Annotated in this window: 24 protein-coding genes and 1 pseudogene; 9 read left to right on the forward strand and 16 right to left on the reverse strand. The window is 41.4% G+C overall.

Translation table 11 applies throughout. The features are described from left to right. Nucleotides 1-7: 7 nt before the first annotated feature. The 3 genes and pseudogenes from D469_RS21110 to D469_RS21595 form a co-directional block, all read right to left on the reverse strand. Nucleotides 8-460, reverse strand: coding sequence for a hypothetical protein (locus D469_RS21110; RefSeq protein ID WP_018923039.1), 453 nt, complete (start codon nucleotides 458-460; stop codon nucleotides 8-10). A gap of 679 nt (nucleotides 461-1,139) precedes the next feature. Further along, nucleotides 1,140-1,370, reverse strand: a complete 231-nt coding sequence (locus D469_RS0108895) for a hypothetical protein (RefSeq protein WP_018923040.1) — start codon at nucleotides 1,368-1,370, stop codon at nucleotides 1,140-1,142. A 168-nt stretch (nucleotides 1,371-1,538) separates the two neighbouring features. After that, nucleotides 1,539-1,727, reverse strand: a pseudogene (locus D469_RS21595) (transposase); the annotation flags it as partial. Nucleotides 1,728-2,011: 284 nt separating this feature from the next. Here D469_RS21595 and D469_RS0108910 point away from each other — a divergent pair. The 3 genes from D469_RS0108910 (at nucleotide 2,012) to D469_RS21115 (ending at nucleotide 5,447) form a co-directional block, all read left to right on the forward strand. Next, nucleotides 2,012-2,932: a LysR family transcriptional regulator gene (locus tag D469_RS0108910; protein WP_018923042.1), complete on the forward strand. Its 921-nt coding sequence runs from the start codon at nucleotides 2,012-2,014 to the stop codon at nucleotides 2,930-2,932. A 94-nt stretch (nucleotides 2,933-3,026) separates the two neighbouring features. Continuing rightward, on the forward strand, nucleotides 3,027-4,079 hold the full coding sequence (locus D469_RS0108915) for a homocysteine S-methyltransferase family protein (RefSeq protein ID WP_018923043.1): 1,053 nt from the start codon (nucleotides 3,027-3,029) through the stop codon (nucleotides 4,077-4,079). Between the two features lie 630 nt (nucleotides 4,080-4,709). Beyond that, on the forward strand, nucleotides 4,710-5,447 hold the full coding sequence (locus D469_RS21115) for a copper amine oxidase N-terminal domain-containing protein (protein WP_018923044.1): 738 nt from the start codon (nucleotides 4,710-4,712) through the stop codon (nucleotides 5,445-5,447). A 248-nt stretch (nucleotides 5,448-5,695) separates the two neighbouring features. Here the strand turns inward: D469_RS21115 and D469_RS0108925 are convergent, their stop codons facing one another. From D469_RS0108925 to D469_RS0108960, 8 genes are all read right to left on the reverse strand, one after another. Next, nucleotides 5,696-7,132: an aldehyde dehydrogenase family protein gene (locus D469_RS0108925; RefSeq protein ID WP_018923045.1), complete on the reverse strand. Its 1,437-nt coding sequence runs from the start codon at nucleotides 7,130-7,132 to the stop codon at nucleotides 5,696-5,698. Nucleotides 7,133-7,144: 12 nt separating this feature from the next. Beyond that, the gene (locus tag D469_RS0108930; RefSeq protein ID WP_018923046.1) at nucleotides 7,145-8,029 is read right to left on the reverse strand and encodes a dihydrodipicolinate synthase family protein; all 885 of its coding nucleotides are present in this window, start codon (nucleotides 8,027-8,029) and stop codon (nucleotides 7,145-7,147) included. Nucleotides 8,030-8,188: 159 nt separating this feature from the next. Further along, a complete protein-coding gene (locus D469_RS0108935; RefSeq protein WP_018923047.1) occupies nucleotides 8,189-9,136 on the reverse strand; it encodes an ornithine cyclodeaminase family protein in 948 nt (315 codons plus the stop codon). A gap of 56 nt (nucleotides 9,137-9,192) precedes the next feature. Beyond that, the gene (locus tag D469_RS0108940; protein WP_018923048.1) at nucleotides 9,193-10,701 is read right to left on the reverse strand and encodes a tripartite tricarboxylate transporter permease; all 1,509 of its coding nucleotides are present in this window, start codon (nucleotides 10,699-10,701) and stop codon (nucleotides 9,193-9,195) included. 21 nt (nucleotides 10,702-10,722) lie between these two features. Further along, nucleotides 10,723-11,181: a tripartite tricarboxylate transporter TctB family protein gene (locus D469_RS0108945; RefSeq protein ID WP_018923049.1), complete on the reverse strand. Its 459-nt coding sequence runs from the start codon at nucleotides 11,179-11,181 to the stop codon at nucleotides 10,723-10,725. Between the two features lie 27 nt (nucleotides 11,182-11,208). Continuing rightward, a complete protein-coding gene (locus tag D469_RS0108950; RefSeq protein WP_018923050.1) occupies nucleotides 11,209-12,288 on the reverse strand; it encodes a tripartite tricarboxylate transporter substrate-binding protein in 1,080 nt (359 codons plus the stop codon). A 208-nt stretch (nucleotides 12,289-12,496) separates the two neighbouring features. Further along, entirely contained in the window at nucleotides 12,497-13,552 is a 1,056-nt protein-coding gene (locus D469_RS0108955) for a proline racemase family protein (protein WP_018923051.1), read from the reverse strand. Continuing rightward, nucleotides 13,552-14,730 carry an NAD(P)/FAD-dependent oxidoreductase gene (locus D469_RS0108960; RefSeq protein ID WP_018923052.1) on the reverse strand — a complete coding sequence of 393 codons (1,179 nt, stop codon included), beginning with the start codon at nucleotides 14,728-14,730 and terminating at the stop codon, nucleotides 13,552-13,554. Before D469_RS0108960 ends, D469_RS0108955 begins: the two co-directional genes overlap by 1 nt. A gap of 194 nt (nucleotides 14,731-14,924) precedes the next feature. Between D469_RS0108960 and D469_RS0108965 the strand changes: the two genes are divergently transcribed. The 5 genes from D469_RS0108965 to D469_RS0108985 all read left to right on the forward strand — a co-directional run bounded on the left by D469_RS0108965 (nucleotide 14,925) and on the right by D469_RS0108985 (nucleotide 19,582). Then, on the forward strand, nucleotides 14,925-16,661 hold the full coding sequence (locus tag D469_RS0108965) for a sigma-54 interaction domain-containing protein (protein ID WP_018923053.1): 1,737 nt from the start codon (nucleotides 14,925-14,927) through the stop codon (nucleotides 16,659-16,661). 101 nt (nucleotides 16,662-16,762) lie between these two features. Then, nucleotides 16,763-17,023, forward strand: coding sequence for a (2Fe-2S)-binding protein (locus D469_RS0108970; RefSeq protein ID WP_018923054.1), 261 nt, complete (start codon nucleotides 16,763-16,765; stop codon nucleotides 17,021-17,023). Further along, nucleotides 17,016-17,351, forward strand: coding sequence for a (2Fe-2S)-binding protein (locus D469_RS0108975; RefSeq protein WP_018923055.1), 336 nt, complete (start codon nucleotides 17,016-17,018; stop codon nucleotides 17,349-17,351). The genes D469_RS0108970 and D469_RS0108975 overlap by 8 nt, the downstream gene beginning before the upstream one ends. Beyond that, a complete protein-coding gene (locus D469_RS0108980) occupies nucleotides 17,344-18,576 on the forward strand; it encodes an NAD(P)/FAD-dependent oxidoreductase (RefSeq protein WP_018923056.1) in 1,233 nt (410 codons plus the stop codon). The genes D469_RS0108975 and D469_RS0108980 overlap by 8 nt, the downstream gene beginning before the upstream one ends. Before the next feature lie 10 nt (nucleotides 18,577-18,586). Continuing rightward, on the forward strand, nucleotides 18,587-19,582 hold the full coding sequence (locus D469_RS0108985; RefSeq protein WP_018923057.1) for a proline racemase family protein: 996 nt from the start codon (nucleotides 18,587-18,589) through the stop codon (nucleotides 19,580-19,582). Between the two features lie 477 nt (nucleotides 19,583-20,059). Here the strand turns inward: D469_RS0108985 and D469_RS21120 are convergent, their stop codons facing one another. The 3 genes from D469_RS21120 to galU all read right to left on the reverse strand — a co-directional run bounded on the left by D469_RS21120 (nucleotide 20,060) and on the right by galU (nucleotide 23,409). Beyond that, nucleotides 20,060-20,950 carry a copper amine oxidase N-terminal domain-containing protein gene (locus tag D469_RS21120; RefSeq protein ID WP_018923058.1) on the reverse strand — a complete coding sequence of 297 codons (891 nt, stop codon included), beginning with the start codon at nucleotides 20,948-20,950 and terminating at the stop codon, nucleotides 20,060-20,062. Between the two features lie 223 nt (nucleotides 20,951-21,173). After that, nucleotides 21,174-22,505: a UDP-glucose dehydrogenase family protein gene (locus D469_RS0108995; protein ID WP_018923059.1), complete on the reverse strand. Its 1,332-nt coding sequence runs from the start codon at nucleotides 22,503-22,505 to the stop codon at nucleotides 21,174-21,176. A 19-nt stretch (nucleotides 22,506-22,524) separates the two neighbouring features. Then, complete coding sequence (galU, locus tag D469_RS0109000) at nucleotides 22,525-23,409, reverse strand: UTP--glucose-1-phosphate uridylyltransferase GalU (protein WP_018923060.1); 885 nt, start codon at nucleotides 23,407-23,409, stop codon at nucleotides 22,525-22,527. A 471-nt stretch (nucleotides 23,410-23,880) separates the two neighbouring features. On the opposite strand from galU, the gene D469_RS0109005 reads away from it, so the two are divergent. Further along, complete coding sequence (locus D469_RS0109005; protein ID WP_018923061.1) at nucleotides 23,881-24,231, forward strand: hypothetical protein; 351 nt, start codon at nucleotides 23,881-23,883, stop codon at nucleotides 24,229-24,231. A gap of 110 nt (nucleotides 24,232-24,341) precedes the next feature. Here D469_RS0109005 and D469_RS0109010 read toward each other — a convergent pair whose 3' ends face one another. Both D469_RS0109010 and D469_RS0109015 read right to left on the reverse strand, forming a co-directional pair. Continuing rightward, on the reverse strand, nucleotides 24,342-25,349 hold the full coding sequence (locus D469_RS0109010; RefSeq protein ID WP_018923062.1) for an NAD-dependent epimerase: 1,008 nt from the start codon (nucleotides 25,347-25,349) through the stop codon (nucleotides 24,342-24,344). After that, entirely contained in the window at nucleotides 25,346-26,497 is a 1,152-nt protein-coding gene (locus D469_RS0109015) for a DegT/DnrJ/EryC1/StrS family aminotransferase (RefSeq protein WP_018923063.1), read from the reverse strand. Before D469_RS0109015 ends, D469_RS0109010 begins: the two co-directional genes overlap by 4 nt. Nucleotides 26,498-26,500: the final 3 nt, after the last annotated feature.

The following is a 26,500-nucleotide window of genomic DNA, read 5'->3' on the forward strand; positions in this document are numbered from 1 at the left end:
TCGGAACCTATTCAACTACGACAGCGTCAACCTCTTCGCCATCATAGATATAAACGATATCAAGAGAATACCCTTCATCCACCAGGCTGTATGTTTCGTCTTCTACTTCTGAAGTTAAGGCATCAATATCAGCTTCAACGTCAGTTACGGTAACGTCAATGATTAACGTCTCCCCACTACCTGCTTCCACCATAGCTTCTTCTACTTCCTCTATGCCTGTGAGGGTTTCTTCAACCTCTGTTTCATCTACTTCTTCAAGCTCTTCTTCTGTATCTTCCTCTTCTTCCGCATCTTCATCATCTTCCTCTTCTTCAACCGGATCCTCTTCCGTTTCATCTACTTCTTCAGTAGCGTCATCATCGCCTGGTTCTTCCACATCCCCTGCTTCATCATCTCCACAAGCAGCGAGCAATGAAACTGCCAGAAATGGAATCCCTAATCCTACTACGCTTTTTTTCATCTTTCATCACCTATTCTTTGAAGTAAGTAATCAACTACACCGTTTATTATAGTATAAAAGATGGCAATAACATACAGGTTATAGTAGAGTTATGAAATTTTACATAGTATGATCTAAACCAATGGTCAGGTCCATCCTTTTTAACAACAATTAATAACAGTCCTCAATCTACACGTATCTTTCTTAACTCAATTTCGTCTTTAAAATAAGGTGTGAACATCTGACAAATGAATGTGGACTTCACTTCAGACGGCGCTTTCCCGAGGGCTTGTCTTCCGCTAACTTTTTCGATGGGTAAAACCCATCGGAAAAGTGGATCTTCAGCTGCGCTTTATCCTCCGGGAGTCGCCGTCTTACGTTTCTGTCATTGTTTTAATTCCGTATAGTAAATGAATCAATTTCATCATTCAACATAAGAGGTGAATATCCGACGAATGAATGTGACCTTCACTTCAGACGGCGCTTTCCTGAGGGCTTGCCTTCAGCTAACGTTTTCGATCGCAAAATCCTCGAACAAGTGGATCTTCAGACTGCGCTTTTTCCTCTGGGAGGCACCTGCTTACGCTTCAATCACTTTTGAAATGCCGTATAGTATATAAAAATAGATAGATAGTATTCGTTTCATTGCTCCTAAAATGTCATTATGAAATTATTCAACCTGCATAATAAGTGAAGTTTACTATTTTTTTATTGATTTAATAACTAACACTATCCCTATTATCGCCAACAAAATTGCTATGATTGTAGGAAAGCGCCCTACTTCTCTCATTGCACTCCCAAAAATGCCAAGATTACTGTTCCAACTTCGTTCCATAAGCACATGAGAATAAATAGCTGCAGTTATTAAGGTTGAACCATAAATGATCGAACTAAATAACAAAAATCCTAGACCGATATTCAAATGCTTCATGCTATCTTCCTCCTTATCTTAGAATTTTAATTCCTTAAGGTTCTTAGTCAAATGTTGGGGTAGGAGCCGCGACTATCTATGGTTTTCGATAGATATGTAACTTGGTGATGAGATAATATACGCATTCGAATTTAATTGGAAGTTATGCCTAGAAGCACTTCACTTTTAGACGTTGGTTTGATTATTAATCCCTTCAATAAATCCGTTTGAATAACCAAAAGCAAAGCTGTTCAAAATCTCTGTTTCCCAGTTCTTTAAACTTCTTATCGATTTATGAAACGGTGGGAGAGCTGTTGACTCCACAAGCTCATAGAAGGTTCTCAACCCTTCTAACGTCCTTCTCTTGTTTCTAGTCAATTCGAGTGTAACGGATTTTGGAGTTCGCGTGTTTTTTTATGCTCAATTTTTCATATCCCCCAACAAATTGGGAGGTACAACATGAGTTTCTCTGTCGAATCCTTACAACAGCAGCTCCATACGTTTCGAATGACTGAAACAGCCAAAGAACCCTGCGTGCCCCTTTTTGGCATGACATTTGTTTACAGGAGGTTTTTTATGTTCCCATACCGCTACATGCTAGAATTGCATAGAGAAGAGCGAAGTCTACGCACCATCTCAAAACAAAGGAAGGAGGAGTTTAAGTGACATTGCAACAATTGAGATATGTGATTGAAGTGGCGAAGCAACGATCGATTAGTAAAGCTGCGCATCGATTGTTTATTAGTCAGCCGAGTCTGTCGAATACGATTAAAGAATTGGAGAATGAACTGGGGATTGCGATTTTTTCTCGTACGAATAAGGGGATTGTTCTTACGTCAGAGGGTTCGGAGTTTTTAGGTTACGCCAGGCAGGTGATTGAACAGACAGACTTGCTTGAAAACCGCTATGCCAATACGGCTCAATCCCCGCAGCAGCATTTCTCTGTATCTGCCCAGCATTATGCCTTTGCGGTCAGTGCGTTTGTGAAGCTGTTGAAAGATTATAATCGGGATGAATATGAGTTTACATTACGAGAGACGAGGACGTATGAAATCATTGATGATGTAAAAAACCTTCGTAGTGAAATTGGGATTTTGTATGTAAATGATTTTAACCAACAGGTCATTCGGAAGTTTCTTAGAGAAGGAAATTTAACGTTTCATGAGCTATTTCAGGCCAATCCGCATGTGTTCATCAGTTCAACTAATCCACTCGCGGCTCAGAAGTATGTTACCTTAGCTGATTTGGATCCTTATCCATATTTGTCATTTGAACAAGGGGACTATAATTCGTTTCATTTCTCCGAGGAGATATTAAGCACCATCTCAAGGCGCAAAAATATTCGTGTCAGTGACCGGGCCACGTTGTTTAACCTGCTGATAGGATTGAATGGATACACGATTTCCACAGGGGTAATCAGTTATGACATCAACGACGATGATATTGTGGCGGTGCCGCTTAAGGTGGATGAGAGCATTACAGTCGGGTATATTCAACATAAGAATGTGGCAAACAGCCCGCTGGCAACGATTTATATCAATTTCTTAAAGGAAACGATTGCCGAAGAACTAACTTTGCTATAGGTTAAAGTTATGACAAAGCATAGAATTCACGTGTTATGCTATACCATTATTCAATGCTACACTGACCTTACATTACTAAAGGAGAGGGTCAGCAGTGGGGAAAAGAAGTTTAGAACAAAGATTAAATGAAGGCACAGTCGTTGTAGCCGAAGGATATTTATTTGAAATGGAGCGCAGAGGTTATTTACAGGCAGGATCGTTTGTACCAGAAGTAGCGTTGGAGCACCCGGAGGTTTTAAAGCAAGTATATCGAGATTACATGAATGCCGGTTCAGATGTGGTTTTAGCTTTCACCTATAATGCCCACCGTGAAAAAATGAGAATTATAGATAAAGAACATTTACATGAGCCGTTAAACCGGAGTGCGATTCGTTTGGCGAAGGAAGTGGCGAAAGAGCATCCTACAGAAGAAGCGTTAGTTGCAGGCAACATTTCGAATACGAATATTTTTGATCCGGAAGATGCTGATTCTGCGGAAGAAGTAAGAAGTATATTTGCAGAAATGGCCACGTGGTGTAAAGAAGAAGGCGTCGATTTTATAAATGCGGAAACTCTTTATTACCATGAAGAGGCCGTTATTGCGCTAGAGGAAATTCAAAAACAAGATCTGCCGGCAGTCGTTACATTAGGGCTGATGGGCGAAAATAAACTGCGGGATGGTTATACCGTTGAAGAATCCTGTAAAATTCTTTCTGAAAAAGGTGCGTTAGTAGTTGGGATGAACTGTTTCCGCGGACCAAATACGATGCAGCCATACCTGAAGGGAATTAGAAATGAGGTAGAAGGATATGTCGGTGGATTGCCCATTCCATATCGCACGACAGAAGAACACCCGACGTTCTTCAACTTGCCCGATGGAGGATGCAGTTGTTCCTTACCGACCGAAACCACGTTCCCGACATCCTTAGACCCGCTTTATCACAATCGGTACGAATTAGCGGAATGGGCGAGAGAAGCAAAAGATATTGGTATTAATTATATTGGTCTTTGCTGCGGGGCCTCACCTGCGATGATCAGAGCAATAGCAGAAGCGATAGGATATGAAACCATTAATTCCAAATATTCACCGGATATGGAGAAACACTTCTTATTCGGGAAAGATAAAACGCTAAAGAGTCATAATCTAAACTACAGTAAAAAAGCATAAATCATAAGGTGATCATTGAAAGAGGGTAAGCAGGAAAGCGATAATAAATATAGCTTTCCTCGGGCGCTTCTTATTTGAACAAGATGGATGCATTCTTCATTAACTGAAGCTGCATCCATTTTTAAAACTGGTAAGGTCTCCGCAAAAGATGGTACAAAAGATTGCATACGTGGTAAAAAACGCCCGCCGTACTCATCGGCTACTTTAAAAATTCCGTATAGGGTTATGGGTCAAGACTTTGAGGGAGGTAGGGGGCATCATCATTGTTTAAACTATTCTTATCTTACCCATATTATGAAAAGCTTCACCTGTTTTGAGCATTATTTTTAACAGCAAAGTTATGAATCTATTAAAAAATAAGGGTACTTAGTCAAATGATGGGGTAGGAGCCGTGATTATCTACGGTTTTCGATAGATATGTAACCTGGTTTCTTTGCAGCTGTTTTTTCAAAAAACAATATCTAATTACCTAGTTGCAACCAATCTATAATAGACTTTAGAACTAAATAACTGTATAATACATTGTGTATTTCAATAATGTTACAAAAGCATAGCAACCAAAGCTTAGTACATAACTCAACTTGGTTTGCAAGAACCCTACTACTATAACTTAAAGGAGTCTACCAACACATGAAAAAGCTCATTCTAACTATGGTTCTCGTTTTTGCAGGTATTTTAGGAACAACCGATTCCACACAAGCATACTATTCCTCTCCGAATGTTTTAGTAAATGGAGAAACCCCGAATTTCACAAATTTACCCTCAATTACAAACAATCGAACGCTCGTAGAATTTCGCCCAATTATAGAGGCGCTGGATTTAAATGTGAGTTGGGATGGAGCTACAGGAACCATTGAAACATCAGGAGAAGGCCCTGAAGTGAATATGCAAGTAGGCAGTCGTTATGCAACAGTGAATGGAGAAACTCATGAATTAGATGTCGCTCCAACGGTGGTAGAAGGTCGTACTGTGATTCCTCTTCGTTTTATCAGTGAAGCCAGCGGATATGAGGTAGAGTGGAACCAAACCGCAAATACCGCCTTTATTGGTGAGATGCCTGAAACGAGTGAAAGATGGAAGGGAAATTATGAGATTGACGCTCACCCAGACGTACGGGGCGAGCTAAACATTTACAATGAAACTGATACCACCTTTGATTTTACTGCCAATGTCTTTTATAACCATGTCGGCGAAATTAGCGGCACGGCTGAGAAAGACGGGCATGTTGCTTCCCTTATTAATGACCCTAATGACTGCGAAATGACCTTGACGCGAATCGGAGACCAAATCTCTATTTCCCAACATTCCGAAGGATGTCTTTGGTACCATGGTGTTGGCATCAGTCTAGAGAACACCTACGTAAAATAACGGCTCAATTTCCATTGAAAGTACGCCAATAACTCTCTAAAAAGCCTTGCACTGCAAGGCTTTTTATTGTCCGCCCAGGCAGTTAAAGCTTTTTTTATTTTTTAAGTGGAGCGCACAAGATAGTATTCTTTTTTACAATTTTGACATTCCTTTACCAGCAAAAAAAAGAGCTCTGAAATAGCAGCTCTTTAAAAGAATGATATATTAATTAAGGGGGAGAGCCATTAAAACAAAACGTCACACTATGTCTACCACCCATGGTTGATAGCATACGTTTTCATTTCACTATAGAAGGCCAGCGCGGCTTGTCCCTGTTCACGTGTATGTGAACTGGACAGTTTCATACCTCCAAATGGAGCTTGATATTCAACACCGGCAGTTTCTTGATTCACACGTACCATCCCTGCCTCGGTGTGTTCGAGAAAATAATGGGCTTCCGAGAGATTATTGGTAAAGACAGAAGCGCTTAGGCCAAATTCCGTATCGTTTGCAAGCTCTGTAGCTTCTTGAACATCCTTTGTTGGTACTAGCATGATTAGCGGACCGAACACTTCCTCTTTCCATAATTGATGTTCTGTGCCAATGCCTTCTACGATCAAAGGCGAAATGAAATACCCATTCTCGTCAGGGATGCTGTTTTCAGCGACCACCTTTCCATCTTCTTTAGCTAAATCGTAATACCTTTTTACTTTACGGTATTGGTCTTCAGAAGCTACAGGTCCAGCGTAGGCACTTCCTTCTTCTGCAGGTGCTACAACCACATTTCTCATTTCATCTTGAAGAGCTTTTTTAAAATCGTTCATTATGTGTTCTTCTACAATTACTCTACTTGTAGCTGTACACTTTTGGCCGGCAGAGCGGAAGGCACCACTTAATATCGCTTTAGCAGATTTGTTCACATCTGCATCATTCAACACTACAGCCGGGTTTTTTCCGCCCATTTCTGTTTGGAATTTAATATTTCGTTTCGCACATTTTTCAGCTACCATTTGCCCTACTCCGGTTGAACCGGTAAAGCTAACAGCATTAAGGTTGGTATTCTCTAAAAGCTCATTTCCAACGTCCTTTCCCTTTCCTACGATGAGATTAATGAGCCCTTCAGGTAATCCATTGCTTATAAAAATCTCCATCATTTTGAAGGCCGTGAGTGTTGCATTTTCTGCAGGTTTCCATATAACTGAATTTCCACAGATTAAGGCAGGTGCAATCTTCCAGACCGGTATAGCTATCGGGAAGTTCCACGGCGTAATAACACCTACTACTCCGAGTGGCTTACGTTTAGCGTATTGCAGAACATTTGGAGCACTTGAAGGGATGGTATCTCCATCTGGATGTACTCCTTCAGAGGCGTAATATTTAAACAGTTGAATAGCCCGTTGTACTTCGCCTTTCATTTCCGTGATCGGCTTTCCCATTTCTTTACTTCCTAATTCAGCGAGATCTTCAGCATGATTACTTAAAGCTTCAGCCATTGTATAGAGTAATTGACTTTTTTGAGCTCCTGTTTGTTTTGTCCATTCCTTTTGAGCAGAGATGGCAGCTGTTTCAGCTTCCTTCACAACAGAATTAGGGCTGAGATCAATTCGGCCAACAAGTTCAGTTAAATGAGACGGGTTATAACATTCTCTTTGCTCATTGGTTTCACTAACTTTACTGTTATTTAAAATGCTAGTTGCAATTAACACCAGAAATCCTCCTTATTGTAAAATCGAATAATTTTTAGCTCTTTGGAAGTCTCGTTCTATTTTTTCATAATGTTTTTTTGATAGAGGAAGCCTTGGTGGACGTGTTGGTCCGCAATCCATGTCGCCCAGTTCCATCATATGTTTAATGGACTGCACAAGTTGTGGTTCCGCGTCATAATGAAATAGCGGAAGGAGTTCCCGGTATAAACGAAGTCCATCCTCAATTGCACCGTTCTGACCCATTTCAAACAGTTTCTTACCTTCTTGTGGCAGAATATTAGGAACTCCAGAAATCCATCCTGAAGCCCCGGCGATTGCTCCTTCAAAAGCTAAATCATCAACACCGATCATCACTTCAAGGTTGGTTTGGTCTAAGATATCGTGGACCCGGCGGATATCACCTGAGAACTCTTTCACACTGACAATATTTTCGAATGCAGAAATCTTTCTTAGCAGATCAGGTGTTAAGTCTGTAGGGTAATCCCTGGGATTGTTGTACGCAATAACGGGAAGACCAACATTAGAGAGCTCTTTGAAATGCTGAATAACTTCTTCTTCTAAAGGGTTATAATTAATAGGTGGAAGAGCCATAAGCCCAGCAGCTCCAGATGCTTTTGCATGTTCTGCCCACTTAATAACTTTACTTGTTGAAGGAGCGCCTGTCCCTACAACAACCGGTACCCTTCCATTAGCTGCCTCAATTACCGTTTCAACAACTTGAGCGCGTTCTTCGTCCTCCAATGTAGTGTATTCACCTAGTGAGCCTACAGGAATTAATCCATCAACTCCTTTATCAATTAGCCAATTACACAACTCCGTCATTCTCTCATAATCAACTTCATAATTAGTTGTAAATGGAGTTACTAATGCAACATGTACCCCTTCAAAATTAGCCATCTAATAAACACCCTTTCCCAAATAATTAAATGTTGTTTCACGTATTGAATAATGCAATATGCATGCCAAGTTGTAGAGATGCTAATTCATTACGTTCAGTGTCTAAAAAATTGTAAATGTACAATTAAATAGACATGGTTAGTTGTAATGACTAAAAATTTAAACAATTTGTTTTAATTTTTTATACAGCAATCTGGCCGTTATCAAGTCATAAATTGATTTCCCTACCGATTTAAAAATAGTTAGCTCTCTATTTTGAGCATCAGTATTGAAAGACGCTTGATTGATAAGGTCATCCAGTGTAAAAACTGAATCCTCATCTTTACCGTGTTCTCTAGCTACAATCATATCTTTTGATTCATGAAAAGCAGCATACGTATCAACAAACATGCGGTTTGCATGTTTTAATACAGAAGCAGGGATCTCCTGCATGTGAGGTCTGAATGATCCTGAAGCGGCAATATGTTTCCCAGCATAATCCACCTCCTTATACTCCGGCAGTACAGGCGTAGTAGAAGTTGTTGTAGCTATGATGATATCAGCGGACCTTACCAACTCATGGGCATCCACTTCATGGACATTTAAATGTTCAAAGTGGCTTTGTACTTGTTCTTTAAATGTTTTTAACCTTTCAGCACTTCGATTGTTAATATAAACATCCGTAATAGGTCGTACAGCTAAAGCAGCTTCTAGGTGGCTCCATCCTTGTTCTCCCGTACCTATGATGCCGACTGAAGAAAGATGTGGATCTGTCAAATGACGAATACTTAAGCCAGCTAAAGCTCCTGTACGTAATGCTGTTATTGATTTAGCGTCAAATAGTCCTAATGGTTCCATCGTGCTACGATCTGATAGGAAAACCATTCCTTTCAATGTTGGTTCACCTCTATTTGCATTACCGGGAGCGATACCTACAAGCTTGGCAGTATAAAATTCATCAAAAAAGGAAGGTTTTAAAATAGCTGTGTTCTCCCCGTCTTCAACAAATAAACGATCAGGAACAACCGCATGATGTTTAGTAGGATCAAGGTAAAAAGCTTCAATTTCCTCAATGACTTCTTTCATTGTTATTGTGCTATAAACCTCTTCATAACTTAGATGAATCATTGTATTCCCCCTTTCTCAACTAGATATATAAACATAGAGACATCAGAACAGGCTTTCTATGACGACGACTTTTCACGCGACTTTCCATAAAGTTTTTGTAAAGTTGGAAACAAAAACATAATGATTGTCAGCACTAACATGATCACAAAAACAGGTCTTTCAAAAAGCTGCATTGGATTATTTTCGTACATAATAATGGTCCGTGAAAGTTCGGTATCAACAATACTTCCGAGTATAATCCCCAGAAGAATAGCTATGATTGGATAATCCAATTTCCGCATTACAAACCCAATAAAAGCAAAAATTAGAGTAAGAATCACATCTATATATAATCCACGGATTGATAAAGCGCCAAGTATGGCAAGTACACCAATAATAGGGATTAAAAGTCTCGTTGGAATCATAACAATTTTACTGAAGTACCAAACGAAAATTATACCCAGAACCAACAAGATAAACATTTGCCCGATATTCCCTAAAATAACCGCGTAAGCTAAATCCATATCATCACGAATTAAGTAAGGTCCGGGGATTAATCCGTGAATCATAAATCCAGCCATTAAAACAGCTGTCGCACTCCCTCCTGGAATTCCAAACGTCATCATCGTTGTCATACTTCCGCCTTCAGAAGAACTGTTGGCAGCTTCGGCAGCAACTACGCCTGACGGCTCCCCGTGACCGAAGTTCTCTTTTTTTCTCGAGTACATTTGTGCTTGGCCGTAGCTTAAAATTGCAGCAACGGTCCCGCCGGCAGCCGGAAGCAGGCCGACAAACATCCCGATTAATGAAGAACGAATGCTGTTTACCTTTTCTTTGAAGGGTTGGGCCACGCCTCTCAAAAGATCTTTAAAGTTCTTTTGCACTTCGGCGCCATCATCAACAATGAATTTCCTGGATATCAGAAAAAATAGCTCAGAGAGTGCCAACAGCCCCATAAGTGCAGGAATAATTTCAATTCCTTCGTAAAGACTGGCCTGGCCGAACGTTCCTCGCGGACTGCCAAAGGCTGTCGCTCCTATCGTTCCAAGCATGAGGCCCAATGTACCAGCAATAAATACTTTAATAATACTCCCCTGGACAGCTCCGATGACGGAAAGGGCAAAGAGTGTTAACATCAACATTTCAGGCGCTCCAAAAGACAAAACCAATTGCCCGAGCGGCTGTATAAAAAACAAAACTAGCACATAGCTAATCACTCCGCCGAGGACGGAAGAGCCGATCCCAATTCCCAAAGCTTCATTTTGTCTACCTTTTTGAGTAAGCTTGTATCCATCAAATGTAGTAGCTACTGCACCTGGTCCACCAGGGATATTTAATAATATTGCGGTTACACCGCTTGCATAAACAGAGCCTGTGAAAATACCTGTCAAAAACATGAGAGCATGTATAGCTTCCATTTGATAGGTTACTGGGAGCATAATCGCAATCCCCATTACTCCTGATATGCCAGGAAGTGATCCTAAGAAAATACCTACAATGATCCCGAGGATAATAAAGAGTAACACTGTAGGTGACATAATCAGATTTAATCCTTCCATCAATGCAGCGCCGTCTAAAACAGACAAGTGAATCCCTCCCTTCTGCCTTTAAAATAAAACACCTTCCGGAAGCCGAATATTTAAAAAGTAGACGAATATAAAGTAAATACACGTGAGTACGCCTACAGGAAGTAAAGTTATTTCCCATACCTTTGTACTTTTCAATAAAATATTAAAAACGACTATGAAAGTGAGAGACGCTGTAAAAAAACCTAGAATGGGGATTAAAACTACATAAATTACCAGACCGGTAAGGAGGAGCGCTGGTTTGTTCATAAACCAACTATGTAAAAGTTGTTTGAAGGTAAAATTCCCTGCTGATTCTTTAACCATTTTATATATGATTCTGCCCCCCTCCAGGGGAAGCAGAATCATTAAAAACCAGAAAAGAATTTCAACTATCAACCGTTCTTCAAAATGGAGGAGAGATTGAACGTCCATATAGTAATAGAGCCCGAAGGCAAAAATGATAATCAAAAAGATTAAATTACCTATTTTTTCCGCCATAACTATCTCCCCCTGTCCTTTTGGCTATTACTCTTCCTCTGCACTTCCGTACTCCAAGAAGATTTCATGACTTTCACTGAGGAAATCATAAGTCTCATCTGGACCTTGCCATTCTAAGTTCATGCCTTGTTCTTGTCCCCACTCGACATATTCGTCACTAGTTACAGCTGCTTCCAACGCGTCGATCCAGATATCCCAGCGCTCAGGATGCTCATCTTTAAAGCCTTCCTTTACTTTCAAGTAACGAACGCTAGACATTTCTGGAAAATCAATATCTTCGCCCTTTTCTCCCATTAGATCATTCATAAGGGGAACATCTGTGTCTTCGGGATATGGATCGTTAGAAAATAGACCTAGTGCTCTTGCTTCGTCACCAATGCTTGCATACACACCTTCAATGTCTGTGAATGCAAAGTCAACTTCACCCGAAACTAATGCGGTTCTAAGTGGCCCGCCCCCATCATAAGGAACACCGGCAGCTTCTAGCCCTAATTCATCAAGCAGCATTTGACCTGCAACGTCCTCCCAAGAACCTGTGAGCATGCCGTAGTTTAGACCACCTGGATTGTTCTCCAAGTCATCGATTAAATCTTCAAATGTTTCATAGTCAGAGTCTTCAGGAACAAACAATCCAATCGGGGAATCATGAACAGTCCCCATGTAATCGTAGTCATCGAACTCATATTCCGCTCCTCTGAAGATACCGCCGTCAAAGTGGGGATGTGAATGGAATAAGATATGCGACCCATCATCTGGATCATTTTGAAGGTGATCTTGAGCGCCAACTAACCCATTTCCACCTTCCCTATTTTCAACATTTACTGCTTCACCAAGTTCTTCTTCAAGCAAAGGAGTGAGTTCCCGCGACTGTCTGTCAATGGATCCACCTGATGAAAATGGATTAACAATCGTTAGCGTTTCGTCTGGCCAATCCTCTGCCCCATTTTCGTCATTGTCATCCCCTTCAGCTTCAGCTCCTACTTCTTCATCCTGACCATTCTCCGCTTCTGCGTTCTCCTCATTTGATGCAGCTTCTTCATCACCGCATGCAGTCATAAGTCCTAATACAACAGCTAAGCTAATCGGTAACGTTTTTTTATAAGTCAATGTAACCCCTCCTAAAATAAGTAGTAAAAATCAACCTGCTCCCTGCCTAATCGAAACCCAAAATTAATGATTTAATGAACCCCCCTTCCTGATTAAACTAAAATTGCTAGAGACTTCACTGATTACTTGTTAAAGCAAAATAATGCTTTCTTACTTTCTGCTATTAAATATTGCAAAAGGTGTGCCAATTTAAAATTTTCCAAAAATATTAATGAACTTCCATTTCTTCGATTAATAGAAAACCTTCGTTTAATTCATCTTCTGCTGAACTTACGAACGTGTGCATACCCATAATGTGGGCTTGCCCACTGATTGTTGTAATAATTCCGTTTAACTTGCCCACACTTGTTTCTTCAATGATGCTCGCCTCAAACAGTGATCCAACTATACTTTCATGCAAGAAAGGGACGTTTAATGACCACGAATCATTAGCATAAAGTGTTGCCAGCTTAGCTGAAGTACCTGTGCCACATGGGGAGCGGTCTATACCTCCTGGTGGGACCACCACAGCATTCTTCACTGAGGCGTGAGGGTGAGTCGGATCAGTAGAAAATTCAATATGGGTCAGGCCTTTTATGAAAGGGTGTTCAGGATGAACAATCTCTGCAATTTCGTTAATATGATTTCTAATTGTAACTGCTGTTTCGATGATTTCTGAAGCGTTATCTGGAGTTATTCTCAAACCTAAACTCTTCGCATCTATAATGCCGTAAAAGTTACCACCATAGGCTATATCGCACGTTATACTTGAATGCTGAGGTGATAATTCAATTGAAGAGTTTTGTAATACCGAAGTCTCCACTTCTACTGTTTTCAGTTTAAATGAAGGGATATTTTGGAATGTTACTTTTGTTGCTTTTTCATTTTCAATTTCAATTTCAACTTTTACTATTCCCGCAGGTGTTTCCAAGGTGAGAGCAGTGACAGGAGTTGTGCATTTAATCATTCCTGCCTCAACAAGTGCAGTGCAAACGCCGATCGTATCGTGGCCGCACATCGGCAGGTATCCACCCGTTTCAATGAATATTACACCTATATCAGCGTCAGGGTGGCATGGGTCTACGAGAAGCGCGCCAGACATTACTTCATGTCCTCGAGGTTCGTACATTAAGAATTTTCTAATCCAATCATGGTTTTCTTTCATATCAAGCATTTTGTCAGCCACTGTTTCCCCATTCAGCGTCGGGAGCCCACTTACGACCGTCCTTGTTGGATTGCCACCTGTATGCGTGTCTATCGTTCGAAATAGTTTATTAGCGTGCATTACGTTTTCACCTCTGCATGTTTAAATCTAGACAGACGAAGTGGTTCAGTTGGTATGATTGTATCATCTTGGTCTTGTATCATTTCTGCCATTACTTTACCAGTCACAGCAGCTAAGCTGATGCCATCACCTTCATGGCCTGCGGCGATGTAAAAGCCAGGGATATCATCTACTTTTGAAACAATGGGGAGGTGATCAGATGTCCAAGGTCGCAACCCAGCATACGTTCTAATGATGTTCATGTTTTTCATACTGGGGTAAAACCGTATAGCTCTTCGGGCGACACATTTTATGACCTCCATATTTACAGTCGTATTGAATCCTGCAAACTCTCTGCTGCTCCCGAGTAAAAAATTTTGACTCTCTGTAGGTTCAAATACTAGAGCAGCTCCGTATTTTTCTGTTACTTCATCTACTTGGCGTTCGCCGCCGAACTTTGATATTAAGTAACCAAATTCCATGACCTTACGTGGACCTACAGGATTTTGACGCGAAGATACGATAATGTGCCCTTTTCTTGGTTTAATAGGAATGTCCACGCCGAGCATATGACCAATATGAGGAGCCCAAACTCCTGCGGCATTTATCACCTTTTTCGCGGTGAATTCTCCTTTGCTTGTGCTGATGTTGAAGTTATTATATATATCAGTCTCTAAGTTCCGAACCTCGGTCCCTGTGATCACCGTAGTGCCGAGTTGTTTGGCTTTCTCCATCAACGAATAAGTAAGCAAGTAAGGATTCACGGTTGCATCGGTCGGGCACTCCAATCCTCCGTGAAGGTCGTCAGCAAAATACTTTGACTCATTCTTTAAATCATTTCGGTCCAGCATTGTAAATGGCAAGCCTGCTTCTTGTTGCTGAGCAACCCACTTTGCTGCTGCTTCCATTTCATCTTCATTTTCACAAACCAGTATGCTTCCGGGGTTTCGATACTCAAATGGAATATCAAGTTCGTTAGTCAATTCCTTTACTAAGTCCTGACTTACTACCGACATTTGAGAATCAAAACCAGGATCTTTATCAATTGCTAGAATATTGCCGTCACACTTAGAAGAAGTACCGCTTGCTAAGGCATTCTTCTCCAGAACTGTCACTTCATAGCCTGCACGTGACGTATAATAAGCAATTGCGGCGCCGATAATCCCCCCGCCTATGATTACTATCTCTCTATGGTTCATGACTGCCCCCTTCCTTTCTTTTCTTCATGATATTAAATGCAATTATTGTGCCATTCTATATAATAGCGTGGTAACACAATTAAACAGAAATCTATCAATCAAATCACACAACTATTGAATTTGAAAAATTCAGACATGTGTGTAAAAATAATTAGAAATGTATACATTTTTAAACAGTATGGAGGTGTGCGTTTTTGGAACAGACTATTCATATTCCGGAGTTAATCGATTATAAAGTGATTGAATTACATGACTTACACGAAGTCGATACTTTAAAGAAAGGGGAAACGCCCGTATTTTTTCATAAGAGTAAAAATGCCTATTTTGCAGGTTATTTTGATGAAATAAATGAAGGCTGGGCCTGGAAAAGAGTTGATATAGTAAGAGCAGCAATGAACTGGAAGGCTGTAAAAAAGCATTGTAGCAATAATAATCAAATGTTAGTGCTGGATAGAAACGAACAAGTGCTGGGGTTACTTAATGCACACGATTTATTGTCTAACCTAAACTACGCTTATGAATTATTAGATGTTTTCCTTAACACAATATTGGATACGATCGAAGAATCTTGTACTGTGATTGATAGTTTAGAGCGTGTTCAGTATTGGACAAGAGGTGCCGAAAACCTTTTCTCCTATTCAAAGGAAGAAGTGATGGGGCGTAATATAACTGAATTTTTCGACAGTGACATGCTAGAAATCAATAAAGCATTGAGTGAAGGCAGATCACTGTATCGCCATCAACATCAAGCCCGTGAAGATTTAGTCGTATTAATAAATTCCAATCCTGTTTACTTAAACGATAAAATTGTAGGCGCGGTAGTTTCAGAGACTGATATCACCTCTCAGGTAAGAATGAATCAAGAGTTTTTTAACATATCAGCTAAAGCTCATCAGCTCGAGAAAGAAATGGCTCAGTTAAAAAGCTCAAATAGTCCATATGCACAAATCAAAGGAAATAGTAAGGTACTGAAAAAAACGATCAATCATATTGAAAAAGTAGCTGCCACTGACACCAATTGCTTAATTCTTGGTGAGAGCGGTGTGGGGAAAGAGTTATTCGCTAAAGCAGTTCATGATGCGCGTGAAAGTTCTCAGGCCCCTTTTATACCCGTTAACTGCGGTGCTATTCCGCCGGCTCTATTTGAAAGTGAAATATTTGGGTATGATAAAGGAGCCTTTTCAGGGGCTAATCAACAAGGAAAAAAAGGCAAGGTGGAGCTGGCGAAAGACGGGACATTATTTCTAGATGAAATTGGAGAAATGCCATATGAAATGCAGGTTAAGCTTCTTCGTGTCTTACAGGAAAAGAAATATTTTCCTGTAGGGGCTACGGAAGAAAAATCGGTGAATTTCAGAGTAGTGGCTGCGACCAATAAGGATTTATATAAGCTGATAACAGAAGGTAAGTTTCGTGAGGACCTCTATTACCGCATTAATGTCGTTAGTATTACAATCCCTCCTTTGCGTAATCGAAAAGAAGATATTCTGGAATTGAGCCAGTATTTCTTATACGAATTTTCTACGAAATATAATAAACCCATTCAACACCTTTCCCAGGAGTTTATGCAAACGATTCTTAATCACTCATGGCCGGGTAATGTCAGGGAATTAAGGAATGTCATTGAACGGGTCGTTGTACTCTCAGAAAATGGGGAAATCCAATCCGATGAAATACCGTTTATGGAAAAACAGACGAATGAAGATAACACTTCTGTCACAATAAGTGATTTCAATAACACTGCAGGTGACAGCGCTGCTGTTACATACAATCCAGCTAGCAGTTTAAAAGACCAATTAGCGTATTATGAAAAAGAAATCATAACGCAAGCTATTAATGAATGTAATGGTAGTAAATTAGAATGTGCAAAACAACTAGGGGTATCACGCGCTACCCTTTATAATCGCATGAAACGATTACACATTGAATAGAAAGAAATAAAACGCACAACCGACCGTCTCCAGATTAACGAGACGGTCTTTTTGGCATTGAACTTGCATTTACTTCAAGTAGTTAAAAAGGAGGCGATAGTATGATTTTATGCAGGTGTGAAGAAGTCACCTATGAAACAGTACGAGCAACGAAAGAAAAGTATCAGTGCGACGCTAGGGAGTTAAAGCTGCGAACGCGGGCTGGCATGGGATACTGCGGCGGAAGAGTTTGCAGACCATTATTGGATAAAATCTCACAAAATAAAAATGAACGCTTGGAATCACAGGTTATACCTTTAAAATATCAGCCTCCTGTTCGCCCTATAACATTTCAACGTATGCAAGGTGATCATCATGGATAGAATCAATCATCATCCTATTTTAGGGGAAAGACCAAAGAAAGAAGCTGTGACGTTCACGTTTGATAACACAACCTACGTTGGAGAAGAGGGAGATACAGTTGCTGTAGCACTATTAAGTAATGACATCAGAACGTTGAGACACCACGAAGAAAGTGGAAGTGCGCGAGGGATTTATTGTAATATCGGTCATTGTTTTGAATGCAGAGTGACCGTTAATGATATAGAAGGATGTAGAGCTTGCCTTACAGTGATTGAAGATAATATGAAGGTCGAATCAGGTAAAAGGCTTCCTAATCCTCTAAAGCAAGGAGGCAGCTTTGATGAGTGATTTAATTATCGTAGGCGCGGGGCCTGCCGGTCTTAGAGCAAGCATTATATGTGCCCGTAACGGTTTGTCCGTCACCGTCGTTGATGAGTACATGAAAGCAGGCGGGCGTCTTCTGGGTCAGTTGTATCAAGAGAAAGACGGCGAATGGTGGAATGGATTACAGGAATCAGAAAGACTTTATGAGGAAGCTCTTTCCTCAGGAGTTGAAATAAAGCTTGGGCTTTCAGTTATACACATAGAAAATAGTGAGAACGCATGGACAGTTCATACAAATGCTGAGCTTTTAACTTCTTCTTACTTGCTTTTAGCAACGGGAGCTGCTGAAGCACCGCAACCGATAGATGGTTGGACTCTGCCGGGAGTAATGTCCGTAGGGGCAGCACAAGTTATGACTACTGTTCAACGCGTTAAACCGGGTAATGCTGGAGTTATTATAGGGATAAGCGTGTTAGGATCAGCGATTGCTATGGAACTTGATATGGCAGGCATTCATATTAAATCTATGGTACTTCCAAAGAAAACAGAGTTTAATGAAGAATTTGCTAATCCATTACATGTGATGGAATCCCTGAGCCACATCTCTCATCTAGCCCCTTCAAAATTAATACAATGGTCCAGTCCACTGCTTAAATGGAAATATATGAGGAACTTAAGCACCCGCTTCTTCCCTAAACGTGGATTTAAAATTTGGGATTTTCCCGTCCACTTACGTAAAGCAGCACTGGAAATAGTAGGAGAAAGTAAGGTTGAGGGTGTAAAAGTTGCGGCTATAGATATAAATGGAAATCCGATAGAAGGAACAGAAGAAATAATTGAAGCTGACTTCGTTTGTATTGCAGGTGGGTTGTATCCTCTAGCTGAACTAGCAGCTCTAACAGGGTGTCCTTTCCTCGATGCAGCAGAATTAGGTGGGTATGTGCCACTCCATAGTGAAAAGATGGAAACACCTGTTGATCGTTTGTTTGTAGCAGGCAACATTACAGGGATTGAGAGCGCCAAGGTAGCTCTAGCTCAAGGAGAGGTTGCCGCCTATTCCATTCTTCAGCACGCCACCAACCATGAAAACTTCAAAGAAAAAGTAAATCGTTCAGTAGAGAATGTACAGCAAATTAGAGATCAAGCCCCCTTGAGTTTTAACCCACATATCAATGAAGGTAGAAAAAAAATGCAGAACTCATGGAACGAGTGGCTTAACGAACATACTAAATCTAGTCATTTAGCTTAGGAGGTACTACATGGAAATACAGCGTTACTTTCAAACAATTGATTTACACACAGCCGGTGAACCATTACGTATTATAACGAGTGGCGTACCACCCATTTCAGGGAAAACAATGCTGCAAAAAAAGAAGTTTTTCGAAGAGAACCTTGACGATATCCGGAGAGTATTAATGTTAGAGCCAAGGGGGCACGCCGGAATGTATGGATGTATCATTACGCCTCCGGTTACGCCAAATGCAGATATGGGTGTACTGTTTATGCATAATGAAGGCTTAAGTACGATGTGCGGTCATGGCATCATTGCGGTAGCAACTGCAGCTTTTGAAACCGGACTACTAAGTGAAAAAACACATCTAGTAATAGACAGCCCTGCCGGAGAAATTCGAGCAGATACAACAACGGAAGGTACAATTGTAAAAGAAGTAGCTTTTGAGAATGTGCCTTCATTTGTTCTAGAAACTGGATTAGAGATAAAGGTAGACGATAAAACTATTAAGACGGACATATCTTTTGGGGGTGCTTTTTACGCCATCGTAGATATAGAAGACTTAGGTCTTACTCCAGACATTAAAAACCTATCTCTTTTAAAAAAACTATTTGCAAGGATAAAAACAGAAGTAGAAAGCAACGTTCAGATTCAGCACCCGTTGGAGGAAGGGTTGCAAGGGTTATACGGAGTAATATTTTCACAAAAGGTTGAAAGCGGACCAGTGAACAGAAAAAGCGTAACAGTCTTTGCCGATGGCCAGATTGACCGCTCCCCTTGTGGGACTGGCACGGCTGCACTCATAGCTAAGTTAGCCGCTTCTCATAAGCTGCAAAACGCTGAAGAATTCCGACATGCCGGTATCTTAGATAGTGAGATGAAAGGCGAAATAATCGGCCGTACGAAAGTTGGCTCCTATGAAGGGGTCATACCGAAAATCAAAGGGAAAGCAAGTATCACCGGTTTCCAACAATTCATGGTAGATCCTGATGACGTTCTGAAAGATGGTTTTGTATTGAAATAATAATCACGTAATTTCTCACTGCAGAACTTCCGCTTTTAAAGGTTTGACGCGATGTAAAAGCATATTTATTATCAAACGCATCGCCTGTACATTCATCAATCGCAATCACCTTAGGGAGTACTTTCGGTCCTCAACTTGCATCTTGCTCCTTTCCTTGCCTTTTGTCTGCCAACTCAAGGTTATCAAAGAGAGGGGGCAGGATGCATTTTTTATAAAAAAATGCCCACCCATCCGCTTAGGTAAAGCCTACACCACAACATTCACTATAGAGCCAGAAATCTATTAACATTAGCTCTTGGTAAATGAGACATATGGATAAAGCTCTTCTCAGACACTAAAACTCCCCGCCAAGAACCTTGCGGGGAGTTTTTACTACTTAATGGTACGCTTCCTATAGTTTTGAAATTTTATATATTCAACCTGTTATTTAAAAACCTCTTTTTTACTCGGAATAAATAGCTGTTAACAACTATCCACTTATCTTCCCACACTGTATGAAAATATGTCCCCAGTGTAACCCTCATATAGTGTCATTTGATACCCGCCTACTGAATAGAAATATTTTTGTTGCAAGCCAAACATAGAGTCCTCATAAGACCCATATTGGGCCGCCCATTCTTCAATTGAACCTTGATTTCCTACTCTGCCTCTAATCCCTGTCACTTCTCCTTGGCTCAAATAATGATGCCATTCCCTGTCCCTAACTTCAGCAGCGGTTCCATTAAATTCTATATCAAAATCCCCGTACACGACAAAAGGAGTATCATCTGACTCAGGAGTACCGTCATGGCGAGCATCGGGCATGCCATAATTATGTACAATCTCAGCTAATGTTTTCTCTCGATCTTCTTGCGAAAAAGGGCCAATTTCTCCTCTTTTTGCTTCTTGCCAGATTTCATCCTTTGTCGAGGCTACAGTTGTATCTACTACAGGGAGTTCTCCCTCGTGGATATGGGCAATATGAGCCTCATTACTCCAAGACACATCCATTCCCGTGGCTTCACTAATAAATCGCAGCGGAACAAGAGTACGTCCATCTCGCACCTGGGGAGGGACATCAATAGAGTGAACTGCCCCATTAATCCTTGCTTGTTGGCTACCTACCGACAATTGGACAGAAACTCCATTTCCCTCTATTCCAATTTTTTGTTCATTTGGTTCCCACGTAACATTCAAGTCAAGTGCATCCATTATAGGCCGCATTTCAACTAATGTTCTGCCTTGATTGGTGATAGGTTCATTCGTAAATTCAGGCTCTTTGTCCCCCACAAACACTAATACTTGCCGTTCAGAAGCATTTGCTGTTACAGCTAAACAAAAGAAGAGCACAACTCCCATTAAGACTTTTAAACCTAAACAATCCTTCATTCCTAAGACCTCCTAACTATTTTCTTTTTACTGTAAAGCAACAAAGGTGAAAACATTGTCATAATATGTCGTTATATAGAGAATATTTCACTATTATATTGAGAGGTTTTTGCACATTAAAAAGCCCCACAAAGATTCACTTTCTGCAGGGCTAAGCTTTCTATTATCTAGTTTACAATAACTTAACGACTTAGAAGCCAATTTATAAAAAATGAGTTCTCACTTAAACGGTAGATTGAGCTTCTTCTTCAGAAGGAGCGTGAACAACAGGACGCCCAATCGAGTGGTATTCCACTCCCGCTTCGTCTGCTGCTTCTAATGAGAAGACGTTGCGGCCGTCAAGAAGGATAGGGTGTTCCATTATTTCGGGTAGTTCTCTTAAATCGATCTCTTTAAATTCCTGCCATTCGGTCACTAAACAAGCTGCTTCAGCCCCGGCTAGTGCTTCTTCTTTTGACTCTACCAGGTTCACAGCTTCTGGTAGCAAACGACGTGCATTTTCTTCTGCTATTGGGTCATACGCATAGACGTCTGCTCCTGCTAACACTAGCGACTCAATTAATGGAATAGAAGCTGCTTCGCGCATATCATCCGTTTCTGGCTTGAAGGCAAGACCGAGTACGGCAATTTTCTTTCCTCTTAAACTCCCAAGACGCTCTTTTGCTTTGTCGGCAAGTAGATTGCGCTGCCTGTCATTTGTGTTTATCACTTCTTTTAACAAGGAGAAGTCTTGGCCAACTTGGTCAGCAATAGTTACAAGCGCACTTGTATCTTTTGGAAAGCAGGAACCGCCATATCCAATGCCAGCGTTTAAAAACGAACGACCAATTCTCTCATCCATGCCCATCCCTGCGGCCACATCATGCACATTGGCGCCAAGATTTTCACAAAGTAAAGCAATGTCATTGATATAACTAATCTTGGTGGCAAGAAAAGCATTAGCAGCATACTTAATCATTTCCGCACTACGAATGTCGGTCACATACATTGGTAGTTCGAACGGCGCATTTATGGCTCGCATGGTTTCACCGGCTTGCTCATCTTCCACACCGAAGACGATTCGGTCGCCGTGAAACGCATCATGCAAGGCCTGACCTTCGCGTAAGAATTCTGGGTTGGAGACCATGGTGAACTCATAGGATGAGATGCTATTTATGATCGAACGAATCCAGTCGTTCGTTCCAACAGGCACCGTGCTTTTAGTCACAATCGTCATATCCCGCTTCATCCACATCGCTAGATCTTCCGCTACCGATTCAATAAAACGTAGGTCCGCTGTGCCGTCTTCTCTTTCTGGAGTACCTACTGCAATATAAGCCACCTCTGCCTCTTCAAGCCCCTCGGAATACTCTGTTGTAAAAGATAACCGCCCGGCTTCTACGTTTCGCTTTAAGTATTCTTCAATACCTGGCTCATAAATAGGAGATTGAGCTTTGTTCATAGCGTCCACTTTTTCTTCGTCCAGGTCTACACAGACGACGTTATGGCCTATTTCACTTAAGGTGACCCCTGTGACTAACCCCACATAGCCAGTGCCAAATACGGCGATGTTCATGTTGTCTTCCTCCTGCCTTTTATACATTCTCATAGGCTTTAAGTTGTTCTAAATAAGCTGCCATATCGTCTCGCAGATCTTCACGCGCTAAAGCAAAATCAACCGTCGCTTTCACGAAACCTAGCTTATCCCCGACATCATACCGTTCTCCGGAAAAAGGATAAGCTTTCACAGACTGAAACTGATTTAACGTACGTAGAGCATCGGTTAATTGAATTTCATTCCCTGCCCCAGGCTCCTGGGTTTCTAAGATCTCTAACACTTCAGGTGTAAGGACGTACCGGCCCATGATTGCATGCCGGGAAGGTGCTTCTGCTGGCTCCGGCTTTTCGATAAGATCGGCTACCTCAATTACGTCAGCCCCTCTTCGTTGAATCAATGGCGAAATAATCCCGTACTTGGAAACATCCTCTGCCGGCACCTCTTGTACACCAACCACTGAAGCTTCATGTTCTTCAAAAGACTCAATTAATTGACGAAGACAAGGTTTACCGTTCGTCCGCACAATATCATCCCCGAGCATTACGGCAAATGGTTCGTTTCCGATAAAGCTGTGCGCACAGGCAATTGCATGCCCCAACCCTTTCGGTTCCTTTTGGCGAATATAATGGATGTTCGCTAGTTGAGAAATGCCTTGCACCTCAGTAAACAAGTCCACTTTACTTTTCTTGAGCAGTGTCTCTTCCAATTCATAAGACTTATCAAAATGGTCTTCAATCGCGCGCTTTCCCCGTCCAGTCACAATCATGATATCCTCGATTCCGGACTCAATCGCTTCCTCGACAATGTATTGAATCGTCGGCTTGTCCACAATCGGAAGCATTTCCTTGGGCTGCGCTTTAGTCGCTGGCAAAAACCGTGTCCCTAACCCTGCTGCCGGAATAATCGCTTTTCGTACTTTCATGTTATTCCCTCCCGAACCATTAAAAAAGACATTCACTTATTGAATGCCTTATTATAAGTAGGTTCATTCTATCATAATCACACCAAGATTTGGAGAGGATTGTCAAAGATTGCATTAAACTTACCAGGTCACAAACTATACTCCTATTACCCTTGATCTTGCTCCCCGTGTTCATCTTTAATTATATAAAAAGTACTGAACACATGGGTGCACCCATAAAACTATTCATTTCTTTCCCCGCTCCCGGAAAATTCACTCTACTACTAGGGGAGTCTCCGAATCTAAGAGGCCTCATCGTCAGCGCACTAGAAGTGAGGCACCTTATTCTATTCGATAAACTTCGCCAGGGGATGACATACAGTGTCAATAATTCACAAATTATACATATTTTAGGGGTACAACCAATTCTATACTTTAAGAAACCCTCTATTCCCTTGGTTTCTCATTTTACTTTGGAAAGGGACGAAGACGATGCCTGCAGAAGCTGATATTCAATACATGAGCAGTGCGTACCGTTTGTTGTTCGAAATTGAAGTAACCCTGGAAAAAGAAATCGACGCGAGATTAACCGCAAGTTATGGCCCGTCTTGGGAACTCAAACTCCAAACACCCCGGCGTCTTCACACCACCTTTTTTCATGAGAAAGTAAGCTACTTCGGAAAGTACGCGCCCATCAGTTCCATCTTTACAGAAAAGGAATTAAAAAAGCTGTATCGCTTAACCTATACGAGAAACAAAATAGCCCACATGGAACTCATCAATGGCATGGAAGAAGAGTTACTTCATGAATGCCACCAGTTCGTAGTAGAGAAATTAACGTAGTTCTCTAAACGTAATAGAATAAAACCAATTTAAAACGTATTCGTACTTAACGTTAACACGTTTTATCGGGGGGATAGAGGGGGTTCTCCCTACACATAACTAGAGTCAAATTAGGTTTGATAATAGGTTTTATACCAATCCACAAACTTCTTCAATCCTTCGTCCAGGGTGGTGGTTGGCCTGTAGCCGATCCGTTCATAGAGCGGATCAATGTCTGCGTATGTCGCTTCCACATCCCCCGGCTGCATCGGCAGGAAGTTTTTCTCCGCTTTCTTCCCTAAATGCTTCTCCAATGTTTCAATGAAATCAAGCAGACGCACGGGTTGATTGTTACCGATGTTATACACCGCGTACGGCGCATAGCTTGTGGCAGGATCAGCTGCTTCCCTGTCCCACTCCGGGTTAGGCTCCGGCGGCTTATCCAAGAGTCGCACAATCCCTTCGACAATGTCATCGATATAAGTGAAGTCCCGCATCATATCGCCGTGATTGTAGACATCGATCGGTTCACCTTTCATAATCTTATCCGCAAACTTGAAATACGCCATATCCGGACGCCCCCAAGGCCCATACACCGTAAAAAAACGAAGCCCCGTCGTCGGAACTCCGTACAAATGGCTATATGTATGAGCCATGAGTTCGTTAGACTTTTTCGTGGCCGCGTATAAACTCACCGGATGATCAACACCATCGCTCGTTGAAAACGGCATCGTTACATTCGCGCCGTACACCGAACTAGAAGAGGCATAGATTAAATGCTTCACCTCATGATGACGGCAAGCTTCCAAGATATTTGTAAAGCCAACTATATTAGATTGGATATAAGCATGCGGATTTTCTAGGCTGTAGCGGACTCCGGCCTGGGCAGCTAAATTGATGACAACATCAATATCATGCTTACGGAAAATATTATTCACTGCTTCCTCATCCGCCAAATTCTCTTCATAAAAAGAAAAACCACCGAAGTTTTCTAACTCGCGGAGGCGTGCTTGTTTCAAAGAAACGTCGTAGTAATCGTTTAGATTGTCGAGGCCGATGACTTCATAATCCATCTGAAGTAAATACTTGGCCGTATTCATGCCGACAAAACCAGCAATGCCTGTAACTAAAATAGTCATGCTTTAACCCCGCTTTTCTGAAAAACACGTTTAACGGTTTCAATAACATATGTCTGTTGTTCTGCTGTTAAATTTGAACCCGAAGGAAGACATAGCCCTTTTTCAAACAACTCCTCAGCAACACAATGTTCTCCGTGCTTATAATACTTAGCCCCTTCAAAAAGCGGCTGCATATGCATCGGCTTCCAGACTGGACGCGCTTCAATATTTGCTCTCTCTAAAGCTTCTATAAGTTCGTTTCGACCTATACCAGCTATTTCAGGTTCAATTGTTAGCGCAGTCAACCAACGATTGGAACGTCCATAATCCATTTCAGGCATAAACTCAATTCCCGGAAGATGCCCTAACTCTTTTTCATACCGTTTAAATACAACCCGTCTAGCTTGAACGCGCTCTTCAATCACTTCCATTTGTCCCCGCCCAATACCAGCGAGCACATTACTTAAGCGGTAGTTATATCCTGCAACTTCATGTTGATAATGAGGCACTGGCTCCCGGGCTTGTGTTGCCAAATGACGAGCTCGGTTAATTGCTTCTTCATTATTACTAACAAGCATTCCACCACCTGAAGTGGTGACGATCTTGTTCCCGTTAAAAGAAAAAATGCCAAAATCACCCATAGATCCGGTCAACTTACCTTTATAAGTAGCTCCCAAAGACTCTGCTGCATCTTCAATTACAGCCACTCCATATCGGGAAGACAATTCCAATATTGGGTTCATATCTGCGCTCTGGCCATATAAATGAACCACTACTACTGCCTTTGGCAGTTTGTCCTGTTCAGCTGCTTCTATCAGTGCTTGTTCCAGCGCACGAGGAGACATATTCCAAGATCCTGGCTCAGAGTCAATAAACACCGGTGCGGCTCCTTGGTATAATACAGGATTAACGCTCGCTACAAATGTTAATGAGGAACAAATAACGGTATCATCGGGACCAACACCTAGTAATTCTAGGGCCAAGTGGATGGCTGCTGTCCCTGATGAGACCGCTGCTGTAGCGGTCGCACCTGTATAGTCTATAATGTCTTGCTCAAACTGGTTCACATTATCACCTAATGGAGCAATCCAATTCGTTTCAAATGCTTGTTGAATATATTTTTGTTCCTCACCGCTCATATGTGGAGTAGATAGAAGGATTTTTTCCATATC

The sequence above is a fragment of the Salsuginibacillus kocurii DSM 18087 genome, from assembly GCF_000377705.1.
GTDB lineage: Bacteria > Bacillota > Bacilli > Bacillales > Marinococcaceae > Salsuginibacillus > Salsuginibacillus kocurii.

Excerpts from the sequence above, each read along its gene's own strand:
- D469_RS21110 (WP_018923039.1), bottom strand. The coding sequence starts at position 460 with ATGAAAAAAAGCGTAGTAGGATTAGGGATTCCATTTCTGGCAGTTTCA.
- D469_RS0108895 (WP_018923040.1), bottom strand. The coding sequence starts at position 1,370 with ATGAAGCATTTGAATATCGGTCTAGGATTTTTGTTATTTAGTTCGATC.
- D469_RS21115 (WP_018923044.1), top strand. The coding sequence starts at position 4,710 with ATGAAAAAGCTCATTCTAACTATGGTTCTCGTTTTTGCAGGTATTTTA.
- D469_RS0108930 (WP_018923046.1), bottom strand. The coding sequence starts at position 8,029 with ATGGCTAATTTTGAAGGGGTACATGTTGCATTAGTAACTCCATTTACA.
- D469_RS0108935 (WP_018923047.1), bottom strand. The coding sequence starts at position 9,136 with ATGATTCATCTAAGTTATGAAGAGGTTTATAGCACAATAACAATGAAA.
- D469_RS0108945 (WP_018923049.1), bottom strand. The coding sequence starts at position 11,181 with ATGGCGGAAAAAATAGGTAATTTAATCTTTTTGATTATCATTTTTGCC.
- D469_RS0108955 (WP_018923051.1), bottom strand. The coding sequence starts at position 13,552 with ATGCACGCTAATAAACTATTTCGAACGATAGACACGCATACAGGTGGC.
- D469_RS0108960 (WP_018923052.1), bottom strand. The coding sequence starts at position 14,730 with ATGAACCATAGAGAGATAGTAATCATAGGCGGGGGGATTATCGGCGCC.
- D469_RS0108970 (WP_018923054.1), top strand. The coding sequence starts at position 16,763 with ATGATTTTATGCAGGTGTGAAGAAGTCACCTATGAAACAGTACGAGCA.
- D469_RS0108975 (WP_018923055.1), top strand. The coding sequence starts at position 17,016 with ATGGATAGAATCAATCATCATCCTATTTTAGGGGAAAGACCAAAGAAA.
- D469_RS0108980 (WP_018923056.1), top strand. The coding sequence starts at position 17,344 with ATGAGTGATTTAATTATCGTAGGCGCGGGGCCTGCCGGTCTTAGAGCA.
- D469_RS0108985 (WP_018923057.1), top strand. The coding sequence starts at position 18,587 with ATGGAAATACAGCGTTACTTTCAAACAATTGATTTACACACAGCCGGT.
- D469_RS21120 (WP_018923058.1), bottom strand. The coding sequence starts at position 20,950 with ATGAAGGATTGTTTAGGTTTAAAAGTCTTAATGGGAGTTGTGCTCTTC.
- D469_RS0108995 (WP_018923059.1), bottom strand. The coding sequence starts at position 22,505 with ATGAACATCGCCGTATTTGGCACTGGCTATGTGGGGTTAGTCACAGGG.
- galU (WP_018923060.1), bottom strand. The coding sequence starts at position 23,409 with ATGAAAGTACGAAAAGCGATTATTCCGGCAGCAGGGTTAGGGACACGG.
- D469_RS0109005 (WP_018923061.1), top strand. The coding sequence starts at position 23,881 with ATGCCTGCAGAAGCTGATATTCAATACATGAGCAGTGCGTACCGTTTG.
- D469_RS0109010 (WP_018923062.1), bottom strand. The coding sequence starts at position 25,349 with ATGACTATTTTAGTTACAGGCATTGCTGGTTTTGTCGGCATGAATACG.
- D469_RS0109015 (WP_018923063.1), bottom strand. The coding sequence starts at position 26,497 with ATGGAAAAAATCCTTCTATCTACTCCACATATGAGCGGTGAGGAACAA.